Here is a 21,133-nt window from a genome sequence, read left to right on the forward strand (position 1 = left end):
TTAAAACAAAGGGCGTACTAAATAGCCTTTTTGTTTGAGGCTGCGCAACAGCCCTTGGCTGCCAATCAGGTGATAGAGGCCAAGGACCATTAGGCTAGGGCCTTTTTCCATGAGTTTTTGCATACGGGGCAAAATGGTTTGGTTGCGTTGGAGGAGGATGACTTTTCTGCTTTTGCCCGAAACCTTTTGTTGTTGTTTGAGGAGGTAGGGCAGATTATTTGCGGCATAAGCGTCTAGACTTTGCTGAAACTTTTTCCATTGTTTGCCTCTTTGGCAGGCAAATTTTTTGAGGGCCCAAATTTGTGGGGGGAGGGGCAGGTTTTCAAAAACCGAGAGCATTTCTTCAAAGGTCTCTAGATTTTCAATTTGCAATTCTTCTGTTTGGGCCAACTGCAAGAGATAATGGTCTAGGGCGATGGGATAATCCTTGGCGCTTTTCCATTGGTTATAGAACTGAGGGATGATCATAGGGCGGCTATGGACCAATTGGTCCAGCAAAAAGGGCATGCCTAGTTCTTGAGTAAAGAGTTGTTGGAGTTTGCGCCAAATGCTAGGCGAAACCAAGTCTGAAAGTTCTTGTCCTTGGGGAAGTTGTTGGGCCAAATGCAGTTGAAGCTGTTGTTCTTCATTTAGGGTTTGGCTATCAAACTCTAGGGCAAAGTAATCCACCTCTTTAAGCAAAGAGGTCAGTTGTTCTAGTCCGCCAAAGACTCTTTGGTCGGTACTGTGCATACTGCCCAAGACAAAAGAGGGAGGCACTTGGCCTCCCTGCTTTATTTCCCATAAAAATGCTTGATGCATAGGGTTATTTTTTCCATTTAATACCACAGCCGGCGCTAGGATATTGTGTTTCGCTAACGCTTTGTTTAGCGAGTACAGCATCTAGGGCGGCTCTTAAATCTGCGCCAGTTAGTGGCGTTCCGCTATTGGGGCGAGAATTATCTAGACGGCCACGGTAGGCCAGTTTTGCTTCCCCATCAAAGAGGTAGAAATCGGGCGTACAGGCGGCATCATAGGCTTTGGCTACGCTTTGGTCTTCATCATAGAGGTAGGGAAAGTCCCAGCCTTCTTCTTGGGCCAGTTCCTTCATCTTTTCGGGAGAATCATCTGGGTAGTTTTCTACATCATTGGAGCTAATGGCGATCAAGCTAATTCCTTTAGCTTGATAGTCTTGGGCTAGGCGTTTGAGCTCAGGCAAGATATGGATGACATAAGGGCAGTGATTACAAATAAAAAAGACTAGGGTGCCTTGATCAGATTGCAGTTCGCTTAGGCTTTTCGGTTGGCCCGAAACGGTATCGGGCAGTTGAAAAGCTGGAGCTGAGCTGCCTAGGGGGAGCATATTAGAATGCGTAAGTGCCATAATTCTTTTTTTGTGAAGGGAGTAAGCTCCACTTCAGTTTTAGATGTTCTTCTCTCTTAAAAGCGGAGAGGGCTGCATTTGTTTAAGGGCTAAGGATTAAATAAACCCTAAACAAAATTCTTATGCCAACTCTCTGCTAGGGGAATTTCCCATTTGCTTTCTAGTTCGGCTTTAGTTTGGACCAAATTATTGAAAACGGGGCTATCCGCTTTGATTTTACCTTCGGCAAAGGCTGCGGCAAAATCAGTAGAGGGCAGCCCTTCAATTTGGCCCGCTTCATTGCGGTAGAGAAAGAACATCCGCTCAAAAAGGTCTTGGCCAGTAGCTTGGCTCATCTCCTTCATAAAAGCAACAGATTTGTCAATAGAACAGCCACTAGCATCGGCTTGTTCTTCATCGACCATCAGGACCACAAAGTAATCCTGTAAAATTCCGCCCCAAGCTTTAAGTTGTCTTTGGTGGCTCAACCAAGCGCTGGCAAAGGCTTGTAGTTTGGGGTTCCATTCTGCCTGTTCTTCTGCAGTAAAAGGGCGCTGGCCCTGATAAATCCAAAGTCGGCTATTGGGCGAAAAGGCATCAAAATTGGCCATAAGGCTTACAGTTTATTGGCTTCTACAATCATTTCAGAAAGGTCGAGGACCATAATAGGACTTTGGCGCTTGTCATTTTCTGCTTTGAGTCCATCCTGAAGCATAGTAATGCAGAACGGACAGTTGGCCGTAACATAGTCGGCCCCTGTAGCAATAACTTCTTCGGCCCGCTCCATATTAATTCGCTTATCACCAGGCTCATTTTCCTTGAACATCTGAGCTCCACCAGCTCCACAGCAAAGTCCCTTAGAGCGAGAACGTTGCATTTCAGTCAATTGGCCATCAATTTTTTCCAAAATAGCTCTAGGCGCTTCATAAATATCATTGGCGCGGCCCAAGTAGCAAGAGTCATGATAAGTAAGGGTCTTACCTGCAAAACTACCGCCTTCTACAGTCAATTTACCTTCCGCCAATAGGTTTTGAATGAGCTGCGTGTGGTGCAACACCTCTACGCCTTCTAGACCCAAAACGGGATACTCATTTTTTAAAATATTGAAGCAGTGCGGACAAGTCGTCACGATCTTCTTCACATTATACATCTTGAGCGTTTCGATGTTTTGCATGGCTTGCATCTGAAAGATGAACTCGTTCCCAGCCCGGCGAGCAGGGTCTCCAGTACAACTCTCTTCTTTGCCCAAAATGGCAAATTCTACTCCCGCCGCCGAAAGCAGCTTGCTAAAAGCAACAGTTACTTTTTTGGCTCTATCGTCAAAGCTGCCTGCGCAACCTACCCAAAAAAGGACTTCGGGCTCTTGGCCCGCAGCAGCCATATCGGCCAAGATGGGAATATGTAGTTTCTTTTTAGTAGACATTTATCATTGATATTTGGTGGTTCTGATTTTTGCTTTGCCTATATATGAAAATATCGGATGATTATACCCTAATTTTCTAGTAAAATACAGCACTTTGTGTAAAAATGTTTTGATTAGTTGACTAATTAGTCGATTCCTGAGGCTTAAATTTCTACCCTTTAAAAATAGCTAAGTCGATTAAATTAAATTTTTTTAAACCAAATTAAACGAGGCTTACACTTCTGATTTTCAATGATTTGTATTAGTTTCCCGTTTAAATCCCGTTTAAATCCCGTTTAAATCCCGTTTAAATCCCGTTTAAATCCCGTTTAAATTAAACGAGTTGCCATTCTCGGTTTTCATTTAGCTTTATTAGTGAGTTGCGCTTCATCTTTTGCAACATATTTCTGATTTTATTTTCTTTCTGTTTGGGAGCTAAAATTTCAGGTAATTTATCGAGTAGTAGTTTCTTAAGGTCAGCGCTACTGGCTACTTGAAATTTATTCAAATATTGAAGAATTAGCTGTTCATAAAAGGTATCGTCAATCCCTCTCTGCTTTATATACCTTGCTTTATCTCCCGATGCTTTAGCTACTTCTGAGGAAATATGAAAGTTGGGCTTTCTTCCCTCAATTAGTTTCTTGGCTTTTAAGGATTTAATTTCCTCATCCGTTAATAGTTTTTGCTTGGCTACCTTATCCAGCAGAATAATTTCCGCTAATGATAGTTCGGGGAGCTGGGCAATTTTTCGCGCATATTTTATATCAAGCACCTTAGCCGTAATTTTTACCTTTACCTGATTGTTGCTAAGATCATAGTCAGGCAAGGGAAAGTATTTGTTTTTCTGAATGACAAACATTCGCTTAATGCCGCTACCAATGGTGTCAATCATATTTAGATTAACCATAGCATTAGCTAAAAAGGAATTGCGATATCTAGATTCAGGGGCATCTGCCTTAATTACTTGTTCTACAGAAACAGGAATAAATGATCCCATATTAGAGAATATGAGTTCACCGGCCTCATTTTCTACAATGTTTATTTTTCCACCTAAGCTGTAATCCTGATGCGCAATACAATTATTTAATGCCTCTCTAATAATATAAGGGTCGTATTGATCAACTTCATCAGGGAATAAGGAACCGTCTTTTATATAACGGTATTTTAAGTTCCGAATCTTTGACTTCAGGTTCTCTACTTCTAATAAGAGTGGACAAGAAAAGTGTTGGTAGTCCTTTTCTAAATTATCTTTGTCTTTTAATATCCATGATATCTTAGCTGTTGCAGGAGAAATGAAGTGCTCCGACTCCGGCTTAGCCAATAATAAAATAGCGGCATGGGTTAATTGACCTTTAATCGTAAGTTTGGCTTTATTTAAAAAAGTGCGATCACTCCAAGTTGGTATCTGTTCTTTTAGTTTAGGGTTTTTTATCGCAAACATTTCCCTCGCCTTCTGAATTGCTGCCAGATCCAAATCATCTAAAGTCGCTTGCTCAATAATCTGGGCAGACCAATCATAACTTTTGTTTTGATTCCGAATATTTTCCAGCTCATTTAAATTTAAAGCACCCAAACTTTCTCCATCTCTTCCATACCAAAAGCCCTTCCATGAAACTGGGTTACCTTCTGGGGCAGCAGGAATTTCAAACATTAAAACATCTCGTCCCTGGTAATTTACCCGATGTACATTTACAAAGGATAGCTTGGGACTACTGTGGTTCGCTATTTCTGCTTTGTAATCATTGATTTGATGATCGTTTATTATTGTACCAATAACAGTTTTATCATTCTTTACACCAAAGACTAACCAGGCCTGAGACTTGCCACTTAGGTTGGCTTCGTTACTTAGGGCAGAGAAGTATTTTCTCAGTTTGTTTTTATCATACTGCCTTCTTGCTTCCTTAAATTCTACTACTTCATTTTCGGTAGTAAGCGACAATAATTTATTCAGCAGATCGATCATTTCGCTGTCTTTTTACGGTAAAATAGAGGCTTTATTTATCACTTATAGAGAACTACTGCACTCATTTTAATTAAAATGACCTAGGCTCTCAAGTCTCCACCTCCAACCTAGTTTTATTTACAACTGCTCAATATCCAGCTTTTTTAAAAAAAAATTATAGCAAAGCGGGCCTTTTCTTCCCCAGAATAAGCCCACCCAAATGCTAGTCTTCTCTCTCGTTTTCTTCTCGCATCATCTGGTTGTATTCCTCCGATTTGCCTCTAGGAATAGAAAGACTTTCCCAAGGATCTTGTTTAAAGATGCGAGCAAAAAGTACAATCTGGCCAATATGATAGCTATAATGGGCTAGTTGCCGGTCTATCGCCTGCCAAACATAATGCTCCTCGCCATGAATGTAAATATTGCGGTCCCAGTCTTTGGCCTTCAACTGATCTAAAGCATTAAAAAGAAAAAGCCAACCCTCCTCCCAATAGTCCATCACCCCTTTGCGGTCCTTGAGGTATAACTCAAATTCATTGTCTCTGTTTCGCCAGTCTTTCTCGCCATCTGTGTTCAAAAAATCGGTCCAACGAGAACGCATGTTGCCCCAAAGATGCTGCACAATGATGGCTATGCTGTTTTGATCAGCAGAAAATTGCCGAAATAACTCGGCCTCGGGCAGCTGCTGCATAGCCCTTTCTCCCAATGCTTTGTACTGACGAAACTGGATTTTCTTAAATTCCATCTGGGTCTGAAAAAGAGCCAATTCCTGAACCGTATAAGGGTTGTCGTCTTCCTCTTCCTCCAATGGCAAAGGCGCCATCGCCAACATATTGGTCAATTCCTCCAGTAAAGAAGTAGGCTCCTGCCAAACTTCCTGCAATTGTGGCCCCAACTCCAATAGCTGTGGCTCCGCAGGCCCCTCCAAGGCCCGGTCCAAGAGGCGTAGCTTCCAAATTTTTCCGTTCAATACCAATAAGGCCTCATCCAAATCCCCCCAAAGCTCTGCTAGACTCAATTCTAAAATAGATTGCTCTTGCTCTCTTTGAGCCGGCCCCGCCGTGATTTTTTGCTCATTAAACAAAAAATGAATGTCCTCTTCCCGATAAAGGTCCAAGATCGTTTCTAAAGAGTTGAGCATGAGGCTGGCCTCAGAAACTTCAGGCAATGAAAACTCTGCCCAAAGTTGCCCATCCTGCAAAAGTCGAATGTGATAATGTGTGTGCATAGGATTAACTTGAGTTCAATGACAAAAAACTAATAAAAAACTTGGATTTTCGCAAAAGGCCCGCTTTCTTTGCCCTTATTCCTTAAAATCACTTGATTTAGAGCGATTAAGATAATTAAAGATGCAACAAATTCTATCACAGCGCTATTATTATGCTGCTCTGCTCCCATTAGAGTAAGCGCTTTATGGCCTGTCTAAAGATACATTTATACTTTAATACAGCCCGCTTTCTCTAGGCAGAAAGCGGGTTTTTTTATGCAAAAAACAATGATTCAGCAAAATTATGAGGCTTACCAAGCCGAAGATCAAGCCGTTTGGCAACTTCTGTTCAAACGCCAATGGGAAAACCTTCAAGATAAGGCAGTCGCCGAACTCTGGCCCAGCCTGAAGGCCGCCCAACCCAGCCTAAATGGCCAAGAAATTCCTAACTTTAAACAACTTTCTCCCCTGCTCCAAAAAGAACAGAATTTTAGTATCGAACTGGTGCCCGGCCTGATTCCCGTAGAGGCGTTTTTTGCCCTGCTCGCCCAACGCCGCTTCCCCTCTTCTACCTGGCTCCGAAAAATGGAGGAACTCGATTATCTCGAAGAACCCGATATGTTTCACGATACCTTTGGCCATATTCCCCTGCTCTTTAATGCCCAATATGCCAATTTTATGCAGGAGTTTGGCCGCATCGGCCTGCAAGTCGCTCATCTGCCCCAAGCCGTGGCCGCTCTCGAACGCCTCTACTGGTTTACTATCGAGTTTGGCGTTTGCCAAAATGCTCAAGGCCAAAAAATTTATGGCGCAGGCATTTTGTCCTCTTTCGGCGAAAGTATCCAGGTCCATAAAGGCCAAAATTGTGAGTTCCGCCCCTTTGTACTCGAAAGCGTTTTGAAACACCATTTTAATAAACACGAAATGCAGTCGGTCTATTATTGCCTAGATGATTTTCAATCGCTTTTTGGCCTGCTCAAAGAGGTAGAACAACGCTTGCTGACCTTGGCCTAATTTGCTCATTATTAGTGGGTTTTGGGGCCCGCGGCCAGCTTCGCTGGCCGCCGCTATGCTCCACAGCTCGCAGGTCTGCTCGGCCCTGCGCGGGCTGCGCCCGCTGGGTCTGGCCCTTTGGGCCACTGCTGCGCAGCGCTGGGCCGCTCATCTCCCTTTTTCAGGCCAAAGGCCGCTCTTCGGCCCCCTAAAGTTTGTAGCTTTTCCATTGCCCGTTCTGGTCCTTAATCCTAAATTGGCGACTGGGGCCCGCCTGCCGCTTCTGGATGTTTGCATATACAGCCCTTAAGGCCACTTCTTGTTCCCGATAATAGGCAAAACGCATTTTGGTCGGCAGGCAGTCTAGATTGGCTTGCTCCTCAGAACGAAGAATGAAGGCCTGACAGCCATAACCACAAACTTTTTTGGCTGGACAACTTTCGCAATCATACCAGTTTTCTGGCTTTTGTGCATGAAAATTGGCAATTTTTTGGGCCAATTCCTTTTTCTCTTTTCGGCTGGCTTGCCGCTGCTCAGAAAGATGGCCAAAATAATAAGCAGGCTCGTTCCAAGCAAAACGCCCACAAGGCAATAAATGCCCCTCTGGCGTAATCCCCAAAGCCGAACGACCCGCCCCACAGGTTTTTTCATGGCAAAGGGTGGGCTTGGCTTGCTCGGGCTCAAAATAACGGCCCAACTCTAAGGCAATATTGCTCTCTATCAGGGCCTGCCCTTGGGTGGCTATCATATAATCAATAATGGCTTTTTGGGCCATAAAAATTTGCTCGGCCTGCAGTGGGGGCTGCCCATGGGCAGCCCCCACTGGCGTGACCACATTGGCCTTAAAAGAGCGCTGCTTGGCCTCGCCCCACAGCCATTCGCAAAGGGTATAAAAGTTGGGGTAGTTGCTGCTGTTGATAGTGGCCAAAACCCCCGCTTTGACCTTGGCGGCCTGCAGCCGCCTAAAGTTCTTAAAAACCTTGGTCTCGCCTCCCCGCTGGCTATCGTCGAGCAAGAAAACGGGCTGGTCCAAACTGACCCCCAAAGCTATCTGATAGCGCCGAAACAACTGAATATACTCCTCTTTAAGACGGACCAAATTGCTTTGCATGGCAAAATGAACCGTTTTTCCCCATTTTTTGGCCTGGGCCAAGGCATAATCTAGGCCCTCCTCATACCAAGCAATGGGCAAGAGGGTAGGCTCTCCTCCATGAAAGAGAAAAGTGAGTTGAGGAGAAGAAGTTTGGCCCAAACTCAAATCTACCAGCTCCTTAAACTGCTCAATAGACATATCTTGGCCCGTTTTGCTTACTTTCTCATAGCAATACAAACAATCTAAATTGCAGCGATAAGTCACTTTGACTATCAAGGTACTCACAGCCGAAAAGGCCGAGGGCGGAGCAGAAAAAAGGCGTGAAAACATGGGCAAAGGATTGGGGAGTAAAGAGCAGCCTGAAAAAAATGGCCCCGGCCTAGGGATGTGTAGGGGGGGCCGAAGGCCAGACCGAGCAAAAAACTTGTTTTTTGCGAAGGGCCGAGCAGACCTGCGAGCCCCGCAACAGCCCGGCGGGCCCTTGCCGCAGCGCAGCAAGGCAAAAGGGGCCCGCAGGCCCCAAAAAAACTTAATCCTCTACTTCTTGCAGATAATTATTGATAAAGCCCTTGAAGACCTGAAGGCCAGCATCAAATTTATGGTTGTTGTTGATCAGCAAATCGGCCTGCTCCTTAATCGGCGCAATATATTGGCGGTAAGTGGGCATCACATGATGCTCATAGCGGTAGAGCACATCCTCGAGCGGATAATTGCGCTCAATGCGGTCGCGCTTAATACGGCGAGAAAGGGCCGTAGATTCGCTGGTGTAGAGAAAGACCTTGAGGTCGATCAGATCGGCGACTTGAGGATAGTGAAAGACAAAAATGCCCTCTAGAATGAGGATGGGCGCCGCCTTAAATTTAAGCATTTTGGGTTGGACCAAAGGATTGTTGAAGGTATATTCCTCTCGCTCAATATCTTGGCCTGCAATCAGCTGGCGGACATCTCGCTCTAGTTCTTCGGCATTGATAGAAGAGGGAAGGTCAAAATTCAGGACCCCCTGATCATCGGCTTTTTGTTCTTCTCTGGGGCGGTAGTAGTGGTCCGCAGAAAGGATACAAATTTGCTCTTTGCCAAATTCTTGTTCTAAAGCAGATAAAAAAGTGGTTTTGCCCGAGCCACTTCCCCCGGTAATCCCTATAACATAAGGTTTTTTCATAGCTGAATGCGCAATTCTCGATTTTTTGATCAAAATTATCGCTGCCAAAGATAGGGCCTTTTTGCGGAAGCCACAAATTTAGCCTAGGGCCATCGGGCAGAGAACAGGCTGTTAAAAAAAACTAATATCCACATATAAATCCAACCTTATTTTGTATTTATGGTTAGTTTGCAAACAATTGCCATCTACAAAAAAGAATAACCCTTATATGCTCAACATTTCTCCTAGTGATTCGCTGCCTATTCAGCGGATTAAGCAATATCCCGCCTTTAAGAAGGTGAGTACGCCCAAGAGTAGGCGTTGGTTGCTCTACTCTCTTATTGTACTGTTTGTGTTATTATTTTCTATAGCTTTTTTGCCTTGGACGCAGAATATTAGTGCCAAGGGAAAAGTAACTTCTTTGCGGCCAGAAGATCGGCCTCAATCTGTTTACCCTATTATTCCGGGGCGGATTGAGCAATGGTATGTGCAGGAGGGCGATACGGTGCATGCTGGAGATACGCTGGTGCGTTTATCAGAAATCAAGGTGGCCTATATGGACCCTGAGCTAGTGCAGCGGACCGACGAGCAGTTGCAGGCCAAATCTTCATCTGTGGTGTCTTATCAGCAGAAGGCGGAGGCTTTGGCGCAGCGGATTCGTTTGTTGCGGGAGTCGCAGCAGCTCAAGTTGGAGCAGGCAGATAATAAGCTCAAGCAGGCCAAGTTTAAGATTGCCTCGGATAGTGCAAAGTTGGAGGCGGCCAAAATGGCCCAAAACATTGCAGAAAAGCAGTTTTTTCGGACTGATACCCTTTATCAAAAGGGCCTAAAATCATTGACCGAATGGGAAGGCAAGCGCAATAAAATGCAAGAAACGGAGGCCAAGCTCAATGCGGCAGAAAATAAGCTAGAGTTATCTAAGAATGAATACCTCAATGCTAAAATTGCGCTCAATAGCATTCGGGCGGATTATGGCGATAAATTGGCCAAGGCGGAGTCAGATCGTCTTTCGGCTTTGACGGCGGGTTTTGATAGTGAAGAGAAGGTGGCCAAGCTGAAAAACACCAAGGCCAATTATGAGAATCGGCAGCAGTTTTACTACATCCTGGCCCCTCAGGATGGCTTTGTCTCTAAGATTTATAAAAAGGGAATTGGCGAGACTTTGAAGGAAACGGAGCAGTTGCTTGCGGTGGCGCCGCTTTCGCCTCCTCCTGCTGTAGAAATATATGTGCGGCCAATGGATTATCCTCTACTTCAGAAAGGGGAAACCGTCATCTTTACCTTTGATGGCTGGCCAGCCTTTGTTTTTGCGGGCTGGCCCAATCAGTCGGTAGGTACCTTTAAAGGGAAGGTCTATGCGGTAGATAATGCCGTAAGTGATAACTCTATGTTTAGAGCCCTGGTTATTCCGGACCCCTATGCAGCCAAAGATTGGCCCAAGGGTTTGCGGGTTGGGGCAGCGGCAGAAGCTCGGATTTTGCTCAAAGATGTCTATTTGGGCTATGAAGTTTGGCGGCAGCTCAATGGTTTTCCGCCAGATTACTACGAAATCAACTATGAAAAAGTAAAAATGAAAGCTCCTGTCAATCAGCTCAAAAAATAAGCATGTCGTTGAAATCCTTTTTTTTAGCGGCGGCCCTTTTGCTGCTGCTTTTTCCGCTTCGGGCGCAAGACAGCCTGAGTTATCAAAGCCTGATAGAAAATGCAAAGCTCTACCATCCCTTGAGTCGACAAATTCAGCTTTTGGAGCAGACCGCCGAGGCCGAGTTGCGCAAGGCTAGGGGAGGGCTAGACCCCAAGCTGATGGCCAAATGGGACCAAAAGCAATTTAAGAGTAAGGAGTATTACGATATCTTTGAAAGCTACTTGCAATTGCCTAGCATTTGGGGCATCAACCTTCAGGCGGGTTATCGTTTGGCGGAGGGCTACTACCTCAATCCTGCGGATCAGTTGCCAGCGGCGGGGCAGGCTTTTTTGGGCCTAGAGGTCCCTATTCTCAATGGATTGATACAGAACGAGCGCCGCAATGCGATTCGGCAGGCAAAATTGCTTCAATCGCGGAACCAGGCTGAGCAATTGGCCCAAATTAACCAATTGCTCTATGATATTTCGGCAGACTATTGGGGCTGGTCCTACAAGCAGGCCTGTTTGGCTATTTATGAAGAAAACCGAGAAATTCAGGCTACACAATTGTCTCAGTTGCGCGACCGCTTTTTGCAGGGCGATATTGCGGCCATAGATACCTTAAAGGGCTTTATTCAGTGGCAGGATGCTGGCCTTAAGCAACTGGAGGCCCGTTTGGCTAGTGAGCAAGCGGCCTTAAAGGTAGAGCGGCACCTTTGGGGCGAAGAGCTAGAAGAAAAGAGTTTGCCCTTGGGCAGTTTGGCCCAATCTATTTTGGCCTTGCCCTTAACGCCCTTAGATAGTAGTGATTTAGAGGAGCTTTTGGCCCGTTTGGAGCAGCAGCCCGAGCTACAAAGTTATGCTTTTCAGCAGCAGGGTTTGGAGTTAGAAGAGCGCTTAAAGGCCAATAAATTATTGCCTAAAATTAAGCTAAAGTATAACTTTTTGGCGGGAGAAAGCCTACAATTTGGCCAAGGGAGTCCTTTGGAGTATTATAAATTGGGCGTACAGCTTGAGCATCCTATTTTGATGCGCAGCGCCCGAGGTGATTTGGCCCTTAATCGGTTGAAGCAGCAGAAGCTAGATTTTAAATTTCGCTTTAAGCAAAGAGATTTGCAGACCAAGCTCAAAAGCTATTTTATGGCCCTACAGCAGGCAGTAAAGCAGGCCCAATTGGCCGATGAATTAGTAGATAATTATCGGAAATTGGTGGTAGCGGAAAGAGAAAAGTTTATGCTGGGCGAGTCAGATATATTTATTGTCAATACCCGCCAACAACAATATGTGGAGGCTCAGCTCAAAGCATTAAAGTTGCGTTACAACTACATTAAGAGCCGTATAGCTTGGCAGTGGGCCAGCAATTGGTAGGGAGTAAGATGAAACTCAAAAGGGCGAGCTAGATTTATCTAGCTCGCCCTTTTTTGGATCTAGAGGGCGCGCAGCGCCCTGGCTGAGGGATGGGCAAGGGGGGCCGAAGGCCAGACCGAAGCGGCAAAGCCGCTGAAGGGCCGAGCAGACCTGCGAGCCCTGAGACAGCCCGACCCGCCCGTAGGGCGGGGCAGCCCCAAATAAAAAAGCTACTGAAATAGATTCCAGTAGCTAATTTATGGTTTTAATACTCAAAAGCGTATTGGACCAAATTGGCCCCCATTTGCAAAGAGAGCAAGCGTTTGTCTTCGGGGTCGTTATGAACCTCTTGGTCCTCCCAACCATCGCCTAAATCCGTTTCATAGCTATAGTAGCAAACCACTCGGCCCTCCCAGAGCAGGGCAAAACCCTGAGCGGGTTTATCGTCATGCTTGTGGATTTTGGGAATACCGCCTTTAAACTTATAATTCATATTATAAATAGGGTGGTCGTAGGGCAGCTCCACAAAATCTAGTTCGGGAAAGACCTTTTTCATGGCTGGGCGGATAAAAGGGTCCATGCCATAATTATCATCGATATGCAAAAAGCCGCCAGAGATCAGATAAGTTCTGAGATTTTCGGCTTCGGCATCTGAGAAAACGACATTTCCGTGGCCCGTCATGTGGAGGAAGGCATAATCAAAGATTTCGGCGCTAGCTACATCTACGGTGGCATAATCTAGCTCGAAATTGCTATAGAGTTTTTGCTTGCAAAAGCTGGCCAAATTGGGCAGTGCGGTGGGGTTGGCGTACCAATCTCCGCCCCCTTTATATTTGAGCAGGCCCATTTTGAGGGTAGCTTGATTATTTTGTGCTTTGGCTTGTATCGTTTGGGCCTGTCTAGAGAGGGTAATTGTAGGCCCTTGAGCCATCAGCTGAGCAGAGCAAAACAAGAAGCAAGCGATTCTGAGTACAAACATTGGGGAGGCGTTTTTTTAGATTAGCGGCGGGCAAAAACCATTTTATAGCGGCGTGGGATATCGCCCGTCTGAATTTTATCGAGCCGCTTTTTGAGCATTCTTTTCTTCATTGGCGAGAGGTAGTCGGTAAATAGCACCCCTTCAATATGGTCATACTCATGTTGGATCACCCGAGCATTGAGGCCATCAAATACCTTTTCTTTGAGCTCAAAGTTTTGGTCGTAGTATTCAATGCGAACTTGGGCTTTTCGCTTCACTTTTCCGTGAATATTGGGAATACTTAGGCAGCCCTCTTCATAGGTCCAAGGCTTACCGGCTTCTTCAATAATAATGGGGTTGATAAAGACCTCTTTCAGGCCTTTTTCCCCATTTTTTTCTTCATCTAGTTGTAGGGTATCTACCAAAAAGAGGCGAAGGCTTTGGCCCACTTGTGGGGCTGCAATCCCCATGCCACCTGCATGGTACATGGTTTCCCACATGTTTTCGATGAGCTCTTCTAGGCCCTTAGAGTTGTTTTCTATTTCTTGGCACTCTTTGCGCAAGACAGGATGCCCGTAGGCATAAATTGCTAATTTCATACTGTTGTATACATCAATCAAATGGAGGCCGAGCCTCTTAAAGAAATCCCATATATTCTTGCAAGATAATGGCGGCACTTACTTGGTCGACTAGGCCTTTTTCTTGGCGCTTTTTCTTTTTCTTGACCGAAAAGCGGATGACCTCTTTGGCCATCTGAGAGGTAAAGTGTTCGTCTTGGCGGTGCACTTCTAAATGGGGGAACCGTTTTTGCAATTTTGCAATAAATTCCAAAATTTGGGCTTCTTGCGGAACGGGCTGCCCATCTTTTTGCAGCACTTGCCCCACCACCAGCGCCTCTACCTCTTCCTCTTGCAAATAGTTGCAAAGGTAGTCATATAGCTTCTCTGTGGCCACTGTACAAAGTGGAGAAGCAATCAGTTGCAGGGGGTCGGTGGTGGCCAAACCCGAGCGTCTTTTTCCGTAATCTAATGCCATTATTCTTGCCATGCCGCCAAGATAAGTATTTTTCCTAAAACAATTTTGTAGGGCTTTGGTTGGCAGGCAGATTCTTTGGACCGATAAACAAGGAAGAAAAAAGTTGGACTGGACCAAAAATAAGTTCTATTTTTGAGCCTGATTTAAACCACCTAAGTCCTCATTCTCATGAAATCTTTTTTTAAGTTTTTATACTATTTCCTAAGCTCGAAGCTCTTCCTCAAGAATATGGGGATGATGATTGGCATTGCGCTGCTGAGCTTTGTGCTGCTCTTTTGGCTTATTCTCCCCTCCTACACCCGCCACAATGAGTCTATTGAAGTACCCGATATTAAGGGCCTTTCTATTAAAAATGCCGAGCGACAACTCAAAAGCCGAAAGCTCCGCCTGGTCGTTACCGATACGATTTATAACGCAAAACGAAATCCAGGCATTATCCTCAAGCAATCGCCTGAGGCCAATAGCCGAGTGAAGCCCAACCGAAGCATCTACCTAACCGTAAACGCCAATAGCGCCCCCCCCGTCAATATTTATTATAATGAGATTATTGGCCGCCCGCTCAATTTCGTCGAAAAGAAATTTAAGGCCCTCGGCCTAAAAATTGGCCAACTGAAGTATGTTGATGGAGGCGGCGAAAATACGGTGGCCGCCGCTTATACCAAAGATAAAACCCTGATCTTTAAGGAGGCCGACCCCAGCAAAGGAGAACGCCGACCCAAACAACCCTATCAGCTCCAACAGGGCGATAAAGTAGACCTAGAGCTCTATAAAGGAAAAGATAGTGGCAAAAAATTGGTCCCCGACCTGAGCTGCAAAACCTTCTCAGAAGCCGAGTTTATCATTAAGGGCAATGCCTTTTACCTAGGAACAGTGAGCTATGGCCCAAATATCATCGATACAATGAACACCTATGTGGTTCGACAGTCGCCTTCTGCCGCTTCTCGGGCCAGTATGGGCGCCGGAATTGATATCTGGCTGCTGGCCGAAAAACCAGAGGTCTGCCAAGAGTTTGAACAGCAAGATGAGCCCACAAATGGGGATACTCATGAAGAAGATTTTGGCGGAATTGGCCAATAGTTACCCCAATAGCCTGCTAGATATCATGACTAGGAGGCTATTTTTTTGGGGCCTCCTGCCTACGGCAGGCGGTTACTCCCTTTGGTCGTCGAACTGCGCCCTAAAGGGCTTGTTGTCGTTTCGCAGCTCGCTGCTGTTTTGGGGCCTCCGCCTCGCTTCGCTCGTCGGCGCTACGTTTCGCAGCTCGCTGTTCGCTCGGCCCTTCAGCGCCCAAGGCGCTTCGGTCTGGCCCTGCGGGCCACTGCTACACATCGCTAGGCCGTTTGGCCTTCGGCCAAAGGGCCGACCCGCCTTGGGCCAATTTTTTTTAAACGCCTGTTAGTTGGTCCCAAATTTCTACATGTAGGCGGCTAGACATTCTAATTTGCTCCCGAATACAAATTTCGGCCACCATTTTATTGCGTTCGAGTAAGGCGGCTAGGCTATCGGCAGCGGGCATAAGGACCAATTGCTCCTTTTTGATGAGGCCTTTGGCTAAGAAATCGCTTTGTATTTCTTCAAAGTCGCTGGCTTGGGCAATCACAAACTTAAAGATGGTTCCAGCTTCTTGGGCCAAGCCCTTTAGGGCCTTAGGAACAATGCGTTTTTTGGCTGGCATGCCCGAGTTTTGGAGTTTTGGGGAACAATTCCAGTAACTGACCCTTTCTAATAGGGGAGCAGAGGGCAGAAAACAACCATTGGTTTCTACCTCAATAATAGGACGAAGCCCTTGCCGCTCTGCTTCTAAAAAGGCCAAAAAGGCCGCAATGCGTTTATCTTGTAAGAGCGGCTCTCCACCCGTAATGACCAAATGCACCCCTTGGGCTAGGCGCTGGCTAAACTGCAATTCATCGTCTAGACGTTGGAGCAATTGGGCAAAGGGAAGACTTTCGCCTTTCATCCAGACCTCCATCGTATCGCAAATCCAGCTAGCGCCATCATGCAATTGGCCGTCTTTTTCGGCCCCTTTGCCCCCACAAATGAGGTTGCAGCCCGAGAGGCGGAGAAAAATGGCAGGCACCCCCATTGTTTGGCCCTCTCCCTGAAGGCTGTAAAAGTATTCGCTAACGGCAAGTAAATTGGGCGTAGTGGACATGATCGGATAAGATTTTAGCTAAAAAAGATAGGGTAGGGCGGGACCAATTGGCCTAGCGATGTGGAGGGGGGCGGCGCAGCCGCAGACCCAGCCAAATGAGCGTAGCGAATTTGGCGCAGGGCCGAGCAGACCTGCGAGCCCCGAAACGACAACAAGTCCTTTAGGACGCAGTTCGACGACCAAAGGGAGTAACCGCCGCAAGGCAAAGCCGCAGCGGAGGCCCCAAAAAAACAAAAAAAATAACTGAAGCCGATAAAATGCTTACAAATTAGTAATTTTGGGATTGGATAACAACCAAAAAGAAAAGCGGTGCATCCTGTTCTTATAGAAGAAGTTTAGCGCATCTTTAGTTTAGATTCACTTGGATAATAAAATGTATTGGTATGAGAAAATCACCCTTATGGATAGCTAGTTTTTTATTGCTCTTGCTTATTCAGTCGTCTGGACTTTGGGCGCAATCGGCAAAAAAAGCGAGCTACAGAAACAATAATGAAGTTCGGACCGTGCGAGGTTGCGAATATGAAGTGCTAAAAGGCTTGGCGGAAATTACGGAAGTAGAAAAGACGCGGAGCAAGTCGGAAAGTGCTTTGGGCTATGATGAATATAGCGTAAAATTTAAATTTACGCCCATGGAAAAAGGGCAGCAACTAATGGCTGATTTTGGCGAGAATAGCTTTGACTTTTTCTTGCGAAGTGGCTATGACCGCCTGCCTGTTGGCCCTAAATATCTTAAGCACTATTATGTGCATAAGGGCCAAAAATTTGCCATGGAGTTTTTACAAACCGATGATAAAACCTGCCGCGAGCAATATACCTATAAGTCGATGGGGGTCCCCAATGATTTGTTTGAGGCGCAGGATAGCATCAAGGCCTATAAAATTCAGATTGCTGCCGAAAAACTCTATAAAAAAGAGAAGGAGGTAAATGAAGCCAAGGGTATTGCCATGGCCGAAGAAGCTGCCACCCAGAGCAGCGGAAACCGCCCCCCAGAAACTGCTCCAGAAGAACAACCCAAAGAGGAAGAAGGGCCAAAAGAAGAGGAACCTAAAGAGGTAGAGGAGCCCAAAGAAGAAGAGCCTGAAGTAGACCTAAATTTGCCTTCTGAAGAGGAATTGCGCAAAAAAGTAGAGGCCGAACTCCGAGAAAAAGAGGGCATCAAGAAAAGCCCCGACGAAATGGATATGGACGCTTTGCGGGCGCAAATTGAAAAAGAAGAGCGGGCCAAAGCCAAGGCCGAAGCAGCCAAACAAGCCGAACTAGACCAGAAAAATGCCATTAAGCGCGAAAAACAGGCCGCCAAAGAACGCAAGAAATTAGAAGAGCAACGCCGCAGAGAAATTAAGGCCAAAGAAGAAGAATTGCGAGATCAGGTAGCCGAGAAATTGGCCGCAGAAAAAGCAGCCCTAGAGGCCCGTAAGGACGCTATTCGAGAGCAGGTAACCAACGAAATCCGTAGAGAGAGCTGTGTCTATAATGAGAAAATATCTGGTACAATTAAGGTGATTTCTGTAGAAGAAGGCCCCACCGAAGTGGAAAGCCTCTTTGGCTATAAGGAGTATGTGGTAACGCTTAAGTTTAAGCCAGATAACTATGCCGACCTCCCCCGAAAAGAGCGCAAGCTCTGGGATAAAACCTTTAGCTTCAAGCTAGACCCCAAAGGGAAAAGCGCCAACCCCGGAGCAACTTATGTACGTATCCATAAGCTCTTTAAGGGCAATAAGTACAATGGTTTTGCCCAGCGTTTGTCTTCTGGAGTATGTAACGATATTATGGTCTACTCGCCAGATTTACCCATTGACGCCAGTCAGGTGCGTAAGTAAATAAGACAAAGACCAAAAGCAAAGCGGGCTGTCGATTTATCGACAGCCCGCTTTTTGTTTAACTTTTGCTTTCAATCAATTGTTCTAAGGCCGCTTGCAGATCTCGGTACCGATGCTTAAAGCCCTCTTCTTCTAGCCGCTTGGGCAATACTTTGGCCGAATAAAGAACCACATTGGCCATTTCGCCCATGGCCAAACGAAGCGCAAAACGAGGAGCAGGCAGAATCAAGGATTTTTTTCCAGTTGCCTTAGCTAAAATATGCGCCATTGTCTTATTTTGTACGGGAGCTGGCCCCACCCCATTATAAACGCCAGCCTTCCCCCGCTGAATGAGGAACAAGAACATCCGACAAAGATCGCTGATATGTACCCAAGGGTAGTATTGCTCGCCATCGCCAAAATAAGCCCCCAAATGAAACTGATAAGAAGGCAGCATTTTGGCCAAGGCACCCCCACGAGTCGAAAGCACAATGCCTATCCGAAGATGACTGATCCGAGCCGTTAATCCCTCAAATGCCTTGGCCGCATCTTCCCAAGCAATACAACTCTGCACCAAAAAGTCGTCTTTTCGCTCTTTATGAATGGCCGACTCCTCCGATAAGACCTCATTTCCCCGATCTCCATAAATCCCTACCGCCGAAGCCGAAATAAAGGCCTTGAGCTCTTGCCTCGCCTCCCTAAAGGCCTTGGCCAATATAGTTAGGCTTTGGCTCCGACTGTCAATAATCAATTGCTTTCGCTGATCACTCCATCTCGCATCAGCAATGCCCGCCCCAGCCAAATGAATGAGGTAGTCAATCGGCTGATCAAAAAGCTGAGGATCTACCCAACCCCGATCCAAATCCCACTCAAAGGCCGTCCATTGCGTGATTTTAGTCGGGCTCCGACTCAGCAAAATAGGCTCAAACCCCTGCTGATGTAGGAGCTTACAAAGTTCTTGACCAATGAGGCCACTGCCTCCCGTTATTAAAATTCTACTCATTATTTTTATATCTTTAAGCGCCCCACTAACAAACAATTTTCTTCAAATTACACCACTATAATGACCAATATGAATATTAGAAAAAAAACAATCTTAGGCCTGCTCGGACTAAGTTTATGTTTTGGCAGTTGCCAGCCCTCTTCTCCCCAAACAAATGGAGAAGCCGCTCAGGAAGTAAAAGAAAGCCAAAGTAGCAACAAAATGAAAGACCCCTCCGTAACGGTCTGGGAACTAGATGACCCCGATGGCTTAAATCCAATTACCTCTCAAGGAGCCGCCGCTACCTATATTCAGAACAATATATTCTCTCGCTTGTTGGAGTTTCACCCCGAAGATCTCAAATTAGTGCCCCAACTCGCCCTCAAAATGCCCGAAGTCAGAGAACTAGAAGAGGGCCCCTATGCCGGCGGTATGTCACTACACTTCGAGATTAGACCCGACGCCAAATGGGATAATGGCCAAGCCGTTACCGCCTATGATTATCTCTTTACCGTCAAAGCAATCAAAAACCCCCTAGTAGAATCGGGCAGCCGACGCCCCTATTATGAGTTTATCGACTCGATCTATATTTCCCCCAATAACGAAAGAGAGTTTACTATCTTCTCTAAACAACGCTATTTTATCGCCGAAGAATCTGCCGGCGATATGCACATTATGCCAGAATATGTCTATGACCCCGAAGGCCTAATGAAAAAAGTAAGTCTGGCCGAACTCAACCAAATGGATTATGAAGCCGCCAACAAAAATGCAAACCTACAACGCTTCGCCCAAAGCTTTAATAGCCCCAAATTTAGTAAGGAAACTGTAGTGGGCTCTGGCCCTTACCGCTTTGTAGAATGGAGCAATGGCCAACATATTATCCTCGAACGCAAAGATAATTGGTGGGCTAATAATGCCAAAAATCCCATGCTGGTCGCCTACCCCTCAAAAATTATTCATAAGGTGGTCAATGACCCCAATACCGCTATTACCGTGGCCCGAAATGAGGAAATTGATGTCCTCCACAATATTAAACCCGTCAAGTTTAAGGCCCTAAAAGAAGATCAAGAGTTCCAAAATCTCTTCGAACTCTCTTCGCCCCCCGTTTTTGGCTACTATTATATCGGAATCAATCTGCGAAACCCTAAGCTGAAAGATAAAAAACTCCGCCAAGCCCTCTCGCATATCGTCAACCGCCAAGAAATTATTGATGTCCTCTTTGAAGGCCTAGCCACCGAAACCGTCGGCCCCATCAACCCCCAAAAAGATCACTACAATGACCAAATTAAACCCTTTAGCTATGACCCCGAAAGAGCTAAAGAACTCTTAACCGAGGCCGGCTGGACCGATTCCGATAATGACGGAATTCTAGATAAACGCATCAACGGAAAACTAGAAAAGCTAAGCCTAGAGTTTAAGTATAATCAAGGCAACGATATCCGCAAAAATATTGGCCTGCTCCTCCAAGGAGAAGCCCGAACCCTCGGTATCGAAATCAAAATCAAAAGTGCCGATTTTCCCGTCTTTGTCAAGGATATCCAAAACCGAGACTTTGAACTCATCTGCTCGGCCTGGGCCCAAGGCCCCAATCTCGACGAACTTAAACAGGCTTGGCACTCTTCCTCAGACCGTAATGGCGGGAGCAACCGCATCGGCTTCCGTAATGAAGAATGTGACCGCATTATCGATAGCATCCGCATTACTCTCGACCCCCAAAAACGTAAGGAGCTCTATTTCCGCGCCCAGGCCATTATCCATGAAGAACAACCCTACCTCTTCCTCTGTGTGCCTAGCAGCTGCTTCGCCATCCACAAACGTTTCGCCGATATCGAAACCTCCCCCCTCCGCCCCGGATATCGCGTTAGCGATTTCCAACTCAAGTAAACTCCACTAAATCAATATAGCCTCTACCAATAATGTAGGGGCTTTTTCTGTTTTGGGGGCCTCCGCCTCCCTTCGGTCGTCGGCGCTACGTTTCGGGGCTCGCAGGTCTGCTCGGCCCTTCAGCGCTGCGCGCTTCGGTCTGGCCTTCGGCCACCCCTGCACATCGCTAGGCCAAAGGCCCTTCGGGCCTTTAATGAACCCTGGCCTAGGGACATAAAAAAAGCATCAAACTCCCC

20 protein-coding genes are annotated in these 21,133 nt (G+C 46.1%); 6 read left to right on the forward strand and 14 right to left on the reverse strand.

The window, feature by feature from the left end; genetic code table 11:
* From SAPGRDRAFT_RS12950 to SAPGRDRAFT_RS23285, 7 genes are all read right to left on the reverse strand, one after another.
* On the reverse strand, positions 1-801 hold the full coding sequence (locus SAPGRDRAFT_RS12950; RefSeq protein ID WP_002659659.1) for a TraB/GumN family protein: 801 nt from the start codon (positions 799-801) through the stop codon (positions 1-3).
* 4 nt (positions 802-805) lie between these two features.
* Positions 806-1,363, reverse strand: coding sequence for a thioredoxin family protein (locus SAPGRDRAFT_RS12955; RefSeq protein WP_002659660.1), 558 nt, complete (start codon positions 1,361-1,363; stop codon positions 806-808).
* Between the two features lie 107 nt (positions 1,364-1,470).
* On the reverse strand, positions 1,471-1,953 hold the full coding sequence (locus SAPGRDRAFT_RS12960; protein ID WP_002659661.1) for a hypothetical protein: 483 nt from the start codon (positions 1,951-1,953) through the stop codon (positions 1,471-1,473).
* Between the two features lie 5 nt (positions 1,954-1,958).
* Positions 1,959-2,765 carry a (Fe-S)-binding protein gene (locus tag SAPGRDRAFT_RS12965; RefSeq protein WP_002659662.1) on the reverse strand — a complete coding sequence of 269 codons (807 nt, stop codon included), beginning with the start codon at positions 2,763-2,765 and terminating at the stop codon, positions 1,959-1,961.
* A 313-nt stretch (positions 2,766-3,078) separates the two neighbouring features.
* Positions 3,079-4,707, reverse strand: a complete 1,629-nt coding sequence (locus SAPGRDRAFT_RS12970; protein ID WP_002659663.1) for an RNA-binding domain-containing protein — start codon at positions 4,705-4,707, stop codon at positions 3,079-3,081.
* A gap of 202 nt (positions 4,708-4,909) precedes the next feature.
* The gene (locus SAPGRDRAFT_RS12975) at positions 4,910-5,914 is read right to left on the reverse strand and encodes a DUF1572 family protein (RefSeq protein ID WP_002659664.1); all 1,005 of its coding nucleotides are present in this window, start codon (positions 5,912-5,914) and stop codon (positions 4,910-4,912) included.
* Positions 5,915-5,943: 29 nt separating this feature from the next.
* Complete coding sequence (locus tag SAPGRDRAFT_RS23285; RefSeq protein ID WP_002659665.1) at positions 5,944-6,084, reverse strand: hypothetical protein; 141 nt, start codon at positions 6,082-6,084, stop codon at positions 5,944-5,946.
* A gap of 85 nt (positions 6,085-6,169) precedes the next feature.
* On the opposite strand from SAPGRDRAFT_RS23285, the gene SAPGRDRAFT_RS12980 reads away from it, so the two are divergent.
* Entirely contained in the window at positions 6,170-6,907 is a 738-nt protein-coding gene (locus SAPGRDRAFT_RS12980) for a phenylalanine 4-monooxygenase (protein ID WP_002659666.1), read from the forward strand.
* Between the two features lie 187 nt (positions 6,908-7,094).
* Here the strand turns inward: SAPGRDRAFT_RS12980 and SAPGRDRAFT_RS12985 are convergent, their stop codons facing one another.
* Together SAPGRDRAFT_RS12985 and SAPGRDRAFT_RS12990 are read right to left on the reverse strand one after the other, a co-directional pair.
* A complete protein-coding gene (locus tag SAPGRDRAFT_RS12985) occupies positions 7,095-8,309 on the reverse strand; it encodes a radical SAM/SPASM domain-containing protein (RefSeq protein ID WP_002659667.1) in 1,215 nt (404 codons plus the stop codon).
* Positions 8,310-8,508: 199 nt separating this feature from the next.
* A complete protein-coding gene (locus SAPGRDRAFT_RS12990) occupies positions 8,509-9,186 on the reverse strand; it encodes a uridine kinase family protein (protein WP_253271326.1) in 678 nt (225 codons plus the stop codon).
* Positions 9,187-9,346: 160 nt separating this feature from the next.
* On the opposite strand from SAPGRDRAFT_RS12990, the gene SAPGRDRAFT_RS12995 reads away from it, so the two are divergent.
* Positions 9,347-10,720, forward strand: coding sequence for an HlyD family secretion protein (locus SAPGRDRAFT_RS12995; RefSeq protein WP_002659669.1), 1,374 nt, complete (start codon positions 9,347-9,349; stop codon positions 10,718-10,720).
* A 2-nt stretch (positions 10,721-10,722) separates the two neighbouring features.
* Positions 10,723-12,108, forward strand: coding sequence for a TolC family protein (locus SAPGRDRAFT_RS13000; protein ID WP_002659670.1), 1,386 nt, complete (start codon positions 10,723-10,725; stop codon positions 12,106-12,108).
* A 244-nt stretch (positions 12,109-12,352) separates the two neighbouring features.
* Here the strand turns inward: SAPGRDRAFT_RS13000 and SAPGRDRAFT_RS13005 are convergent, their stop codons facing one another.
* Genes SAPGRDRAFT_RS13005 through ruvX form a run of 3 tightly spaced genes read right to left on the reverse strand, consistent with a single transcriptional unit; the run spans position 12,353 to position 14,092 of the window.
* On the reverse strand, positions 12,353-13,066 hold the full coding sequence (locus tag SAPGRDRAFT_RS13005; RefSeq protein ID WP_002659671.1) for a DUF4159 domain-containing protein: 714 nt from the start codon (positions 13,064-13,066) through the stop codon (positions 12,353-12,355).
* 20 nt (positions 13,067-13,086) lie between these two features.
* Positions 13,087-13,644: a peptide deformylase gene (gene def, locus SAPGRDRAFT_RS13010; RefSeq protein ID WP_002659672.1), complete on the reverse strand. Its 558-nt coding sequence runs from the start codon at positions 13,642-13,644 to the stop codon at positions 13,087-13,089.
* 37 nt (positions 13,645-13,681) lie between these two features.
* Positions 13,682-14,092, reverse strand: coding sequence for a Holliday junction resolvase RuvX (gene ruvX / locus SAPGRDRAFT_RS13015; protein WP_037350850.1), 411 nt, complete (start codon positions 14,090-14,092; stop codon positions 13,682-13,684).
* A gap of 156 nt (positions 14,093-14,248) precedes the next feature.
* Here ruvX and SAPGRDRAFT_RS13020 point away from each other — a divergent pair, with 156 nt between their 5' ends.
* Positions 14,249-15,157, forward strand: a complete 909-nt coding sequence (locus SAPGRDRAFT_RS13020; RefSeq protein WP_002659675.1) for a PASTA domain-containing protein — start codon at positions 14,249-14,251, stop codon at positions 15,155-15,157.
* A 307-nt stretch (positions 15,158-15,464) separates the two neighbouring features.
* Here the strand turns inward: SAPGRDRAFT_RS13020 and SAPGRDRAFT_RS13030 are convergent, their stop codons facing one another.
* Positions 15,465-16,232, reverse strand: a complete 768-nt coding sequence (locus SAPGRDRAFT_RS13030; protein ID WP_002659677.1) for a 7-carboxy-7-deazaguanine synthase QueE — start codon at positions 16,230-16,232, stop codon at positions 15,465-15,467.
* A gap of 383 nt (positions 16,233-16,615) precedes the next feature.
* On the opposite strand from SAPGRDRAFT_RS13030, the gene SAPGRDRAFT_RS13035 reads away from it, so the two are divergent.
* Positions 16,616-18,052, forward strand: coding sequence for a hypothetical protein (locus SAPGRDRAFT_RS13035; protein WP_002659679.1), 1,437 nt, complete (start codon positions 16,616-16,618; stop codon positions 18,050-18,052).
* A 58-nt stretch (positions 18,053-18,110) separates the two neighbouring features.
* Here the strand turns inward: SAPGRDRAFT_RS13035 and SAPGRDRAFT_RS13040 are convergent, their stop codons facing one another.
* Entirely contained in the window at positions 18,111-19,034 is a 924-nt protein-coding gene (locus tag SAPGRDRAFT_RS13040; RefSeq protein ID WP_002659681.1) for a TIGR01777 family oxidoreductase, read from the reverse strand.
* 69 nt (positions 19,035-19,103) lie between these two features.
* On the opposite strand from SAPGRDRAFT_RS13040, the gene SAPGRDRAFT_RS13045 reads away from it, so the two are divergent.
* The gene (locus tag SAPGRDRAFT_RS13045; RefSeq protein ID WP_253271327.1) at positions 19,104-20,897 is read left to right on the forward strand and encodes an ABC transporter substrate-binding protein; all 1,794 of its coding nucleotides are present in this window, start codon (positions 19,104-19,106) and stop codon (positions 20,895-20,897) included.
* Positions 20,898-21,133: the final 236 nt, after the last annotated feature.

The sequence above is a fragment of the Saprospira grandis DSM 2844 genome (assembly GCF_000275825.1).
Classification (GTDB): Bacteria; Bacteroidota; Bacteroidia; order Chitinophagales; family Saprospiraceae; genus Saprospira; species Saprospira grandis_A.